This window comes from Gammaproteobacteria bacterium, assembly GCA_028817255.1.
Taxonomy (GTDB): domain Bacteria; phylum Pseudomonadota; class Gammaproteobacteria; order Porifericomitales; family Porifericomitaceae; genus Porifericomes; species Porifericomes azotivorans.
In genome coordinates, this window is the sequence record JAPPQA010000040.1 from 1 (window position 1) to 5,380 (window position 5,380).

Consider the following 5,380-nt stretch of genomic DNA (forward strand, 5'->3'; position numbering starts at 1 on the left):
GCTCTTTTGGCATTGGCGCAAGCGGCGTTGCCGTTCCGCTCCCGCATGGGGCGCGCGTTCTTCTTTGCGGTGCGGCCTGGCCGGGAGGAACGGCCGCCGGCGTTCGCGTTTCCCTCTCCCGCGCATCCCCGCAGACCGAACCCCGCCCCGTTGCACAATTCTTTTATCGGCGTTAAGATATATCGTTGGCGGAGAAAAGCACCCGTGTCATCCTGTCTGATGCTGACTGCATTGACCCCGTTGTTCGAGGGGGGGTGTCGCAGGTTGTGTGCCGATTTTGTCCGCTGCGCTCAACGGGCCTTATGCCGAGGCCGGGATATCCCCTCATCCCTTACCCTTGCTCTTAAGCATTCCGGCCCGCTTTGCGGCGGGCAGGGCGGAGCCCGAGCGCCCCCCAGGAAATTTTCTGGGCTTCCCCCGTGATTGACAGGACCGAAAGCCGGTCCCGCTCGAGCGCAATCGCAACGATATGCGCGCTTATCTTCTTGATGTTTTCTCATGCCTTCGCGCTGGAGTCCGGCGCATCGTCCGGTCCGGATTGGTCGGGGAGCATAATCTATGCCTTCGATTACGATGAGAACGAACGAGAGGACGATTTCGATTTCAGCACGTATCTGCGCACCAGGACGGGCGTCACGCTGCGCGAGCGAAAAGTCTCCCTGGTTTTCAATGGCAGGCTGCGCACCGATCTGGATTCCGGAAGCAGCGATCGCGACCGGGCCTTCGAGGCGCGAACGGACAAGCGCATCTTTCAGGCGTACCTGGATACGAAAGACTGGTGGCCGTGGGCCTCCGGGATTCGAATCGGCCGGCAATGGGTGCATGAGATCGAAAGCATCCACATGGACGGCATACGCTTTTCCACAAAAAGCGACAAAGCGAATTTCATGGTCTTTGGCGGCCGGCCCGTTTCGGAGTTCAGCGCGGTGTCGTCCCACCACGTATATGGCGGGCAAATGCGCTTGTTGGTCGGCGGTCTCGACATTCCCCTGCATTTTCTTCTGAACGATGAAGACCGATATGTAAACGACCAGGCAGGCATTGGATTTTCGCGCGGCCTGTGGAACAGACAGGCTCACGCCTATGGCGACTACACGCTCCTGAACGGCCGCGGCAGGGAATTGCGGGCGGGCATATCGTCTTTTGTGTCCGCATTCAATATGGACGTGTCTGCCCGTTATTATCAGCGGCTCACCGAGAGCGGCTCCGATGAAACCGCGGACGACCGGATTTTTTCGGAGTACTTCCGCATTCTCAATACCTCCCGGAGACTGCGACAACTCGATCTGACATTGACCAAATATTTCAGCCGCTTTGCCGTGGGAGGGGGGCTGAACGTCACGGCCGTTGACAGGGACGACTCCGGCAACAGAAAGGCGACGCATCGCTACGTCAATTTGCATGTTTTCGATTTCCTGGCAAATGATCTCTCCTTGCTGTTGCAGGCAAACATCGCCAGGCAGCAATTCGATTCGCAATACGCTTACAACATCCAGGGTTCTGCCGGCGCCACCGACACCAGGGGCCGGGATGAGACCTTTTCCGTTTCCGGTCAACTCGATTACCGGGCGGACCGGGACACTCGCGTTTCAGCCGGCGTTTCCTGGTCCGACTATGACTTCTCTTCCTCGGTCAATCCAAATGTGATCTTCACTCAAGAGGCGATGGAAGCGCACGGCGTACTGACCAACGTTCCCCATCTGCTGACCCAGGACCTGGGTGGAGACTTCATTGTAAAGACCTATTTTCTGAGGCTTCGCAAACGTTTCGCCTCCGGATGGGAGGCACAGTTGAGGATGAGTTACGACCGCGGAGGTCTTTCCAGGAATATCGGGAATCGCGGTTATAAACGGGTTCTCTTACGCTTGACCCGGAGATTTTAGAGATGGCGCACAACAACAACGCGGGACAACGATCGTTGCCGATTCGGGAACGGATGCCAATACGGCTGGCATGGTGCCTGTTGCCCTTTGTCCTGGCGGCAAAAATGGAGCATGGCCTTGCGGATACCGGTTTAATTTTCGATCATCAGAAGCATCGGCAGATCCCGTGCGCCACCTGTCATCAGCTGCAAGATCAGAATCAACCCAGGCGCACACCCGAGAAAGTTTGTGCCCTGTGTCACGAGATCGGCGATCATGCAGCCCCCGATGCCGGTTGCGCCATGTGCCATTCGCGCGACAACCATGCCGTCGGCGGTTTGCCGCGCCCGGCCTACGCCGAGCTTCGATTCTCCCACGAGCCTCACCTGCGGGCGGGAGTGCCCTGCTTGGATTGCCACAAGAATCAGGAGCGGGCAAAAGAATACCGGCAGATCCGCTTCCCCGGGATGACGGAATGCGTGGCTTGCCATACCCAACGGAGCGTTTCCACGGACTGCCAGACCTGTCATCAATATTGGCGCAAGGATGTCGTCCCGGATTTCCACAATGACCACTGGCTGCGGCAGCATGGACGATTCGCGCGCGCGCGGTTCGAAGAAGAATGCGCGCGCTGCCACAACGAAAAAACTTTTTGCCAGGATTGCCACATGGCCGATCCGCCGCCGTCCCACACTCTGTTCTTCAAGAACCGGGGGCATGGAGCGATTGCCAGGGGGGACCGCAAGATGTGCCAGGCCTGCCATCAGCAGGATGCCTGCCAGGAGTGCCATGATCCCGAGAGCGGGGTCCGGCCCGCGTCGCACCTGCCCGGCTATGCCAGCCCGCCGTACCTGCACTGTGTGCAGTGCCATTTCCCGGCCGGGGAAGCCAACGGCTGCAGTGCCTGCCACGGCCCGGACCGGATTGCCGAAAGGCATCAGGCCGCCGCCGGCAGCCTGTTGAGCGATGCCAGCAGGCAGTTCGTTACCGGCCTTGTCACCGGCAACCAGAGGAACTGCCTGAGCGCCTGTCACCGCTACGACACCAGGCCGCCGCCGCATCCGTTGGGAACGCTGAACAATGCGGATTGCTTGCGATGCCACATCGCCGATTAAACTTTGAAGTCCCTCCTCGCGGGGGCGGCTTGAGGCTCCTGAAATGGAAGGCGGCGTTGCTTTTGATCGCCTGCATTCCGGGGTTGGCGATCTTGCTGGCGTCGGCCCAGGAGAACAGGCTGCACAAAAACCTCGAAACGGAGAAGGACGCCTACTCGAACCTGGCCAGGCCGCCGCATCCGCGGACCGCGGCAAAGGAATGGTCCTTCCGGTATTTCCCTCCCAGCAAAGATCGAAAGGAACTCTCCCCCGATTTCCAAAATGTCCAGCTTCTTTTTCTGGATACCGCGAAATTCATGTCGAACATGGCTTTTATGGCGCAGTCCCTGGGGGTGCAGTGCAAATATTGTCACGACCTGCGCGACTTCTCCTCGGATGCCGTGCCGGCCAAGCAGCGGGCGCGGGAGATGATCGAAATGGTTCAGGGACTCAACGCCAATCAGGAGGAGGGGGGGATTAATTGTTACACCTGCCATCAGGGGAAGACGCTCGCCGTATCCGCTCCCGTTGCGACCACGGACGCAGCCGGGGAGGCGCGGCAGGATGCGGCGTCCGATGCCTTGCCCGGACAGCCGCCTCCAAGGCGGCGCCCTTCGGCATCCGAGGGGCCCGGGGATCGGGAACCGAACCGGTTGCCCGACCTGTCCGGTTCCGGCGACCGGCAACGGGAGCAAGAGCCGGATGCCGCCGGCAAGGACCCTGCGCTTCCGCGGCTGGGAGGGGCCAGCGTCAAAGAAGCGGCCGAACAGTTGCAGGCGCATTACTCCGAGCGATTGCTTTCCCGTGGAGTTCAGGGTGTCGAGGCAGCGGGCCGCGGGAAATTCGGCGGGAATTTTCGGCTCGATTCCGGCCTGCGTTTGGGCAGGCGGGGCCTGTACGGAGACGTTGACGCCCTGATTCCTTTCGGGACCGTCGCGACGGACTCGACTTGGTTCCTGCAGCCGGGACTGGCGTTGTGGGAAGACCGCCATGGCAGGCGCCGGGAGGAAATCGCCCTGGGGCTGGGGCGCCGCTTTCATTGGGGCGAGCCGGCGATTGTCGGCCTGGGGGGGTTTCTGGATTATAACTTCGACCATGGACACCGCCGTCTCGGGCTGAGTGCCGACTATCAGTCCGGGGCGGGGTATCTGTCCATGAATTTATACAAGCGCTTGAGCGGCTGGAGCAGAGGCCGCGACGAGGGCGTATTCCAGTATGAGGAAATCGCCCTGGACGGCGCCGAGTTTTATTTTGATTATGCGCTGACGGAACGTTTCAGCATGCATGGACGAAGCTCGGCATGGAAAGGCAAAGGCCGGCAAACGGACACTCGGACAGGGTATGAAGCGGGAGTGGCGTATCGGCTCTGGCCGGGGCTTGAACTGACGGGCGGTTATAGCCGTCACGATCGGCAGATTCACGATGAACGCTGGAGTCTGGGGCTGCGCTTTCGGTTTCCATTCGCGGAACGCGCCCTTGGCAACCGCCTTCCCGATTTGTTCCGCCCCATAGAGCGGGAAAAACGGATCTTCGCCGGGGAAAGGATTATCAGGCCCACTCTGACGGCGGCGCGCCTTGGGCCGGGGGCTCCGGAAATTATATCCCGGGGCGCGGCATTCGCTATCGAAATACCCGCGCTTCCGCGGCAGCCGACGGCCGATGTCATTGTAACGCCGCGGCACTCAGGTGCGGCATCGGTCGAATACGGCACGCAGAGTAGCGGACCGTTCCGGGCAACGCTTGCCCTGCGCTTTACCCCGGAAAACTGGAATCGGGCGCAGACGGTATGGGCGCGTATTCCGGCCCCGGCTACCGGGCGCAGCTCGGGCCTGGCCTCCTCCGCCGGCGCGCAAGTGCGACAGTTGCAGGATCTGCCGGCATCTTCGGTGACCATCGCCTGGCTCTATCGTTCCGCCGACCCGCGTTATGACGGCCTCACCACCTCGCTGACCTTTGCGGTGCGTGATTCCGGGGAATCGGCACTCGCCTTCCCGCAGGCGGTTTACACGGTCGCCGAGGGCGCCGGCACGCTCACCGTGTCGGTCACCTTGAGCGCGGCGGCGGGCAGCGATGTACGTTTGGCCGTTTCCACTGCCGACGGCACGGCCGCCGCCCCCGGAGACTACACCGCTATCGGCGCCCGGACGCTGACGATTCCTGCCGGAAGCACCCAGGTCGAATTCTCCATCTCCATCACCGATGACGGCACGGTGGAGGCCGAGGAGACCTTCACCGTGTCTATCAGCGCCGATAATCTGCCAGCCGGGGTCAGTCTGGGCGCCCAAAGCACGGCGACGGTGCGCATCACCGACGACGATGCAAGGCCCACTGCCGCCGCCGGCGCCGATCAAACTGTGAACGAGGGAGCGGCGGTAACGCTGGACGGCAGGGGCAGCAGCAACGCGGCGGGCGTTGCCGCCACCG

Annotated in this window: 3 protein-coding genes; all 3 read left to right on the forward strand. The window is 61.5% G+C overall.

Translation table 11 applies throughout. The features are described from left to right. Positions 1-485 precede the first annotated feature (485 nt). Positions 486-1,883, forward strand: a complete 1,398-nt coding sequence (locus OXU43_02070; protein MDD9823947.1) for a hypothetical protein — start codon at positions 486-488, stop codon at positions 1,881-1,883. Positions 1,884-1,885: 2 nt separating this feature from the next. Beyond that, positions 1,886-2,977, forward strand: a complete 1,092-nt coding sequence (locus OXU43_02075; protein ID MDD9823948.1) for a cytochrome c3 family protein — start codon at positions 1,886-1,888, stop codon at positions 2,975-2,977. Between the two features lie 29 nt (positions 2,978-3,006). Further along, the coding region (locus OXU43_02080) for a photosynthetic reaction center cytochrome c subunit family protein (protein ID MDD9823949.1) at positions 3,007-5,380 on the forward strand (2,374 nt) is incomplete at its 3' end.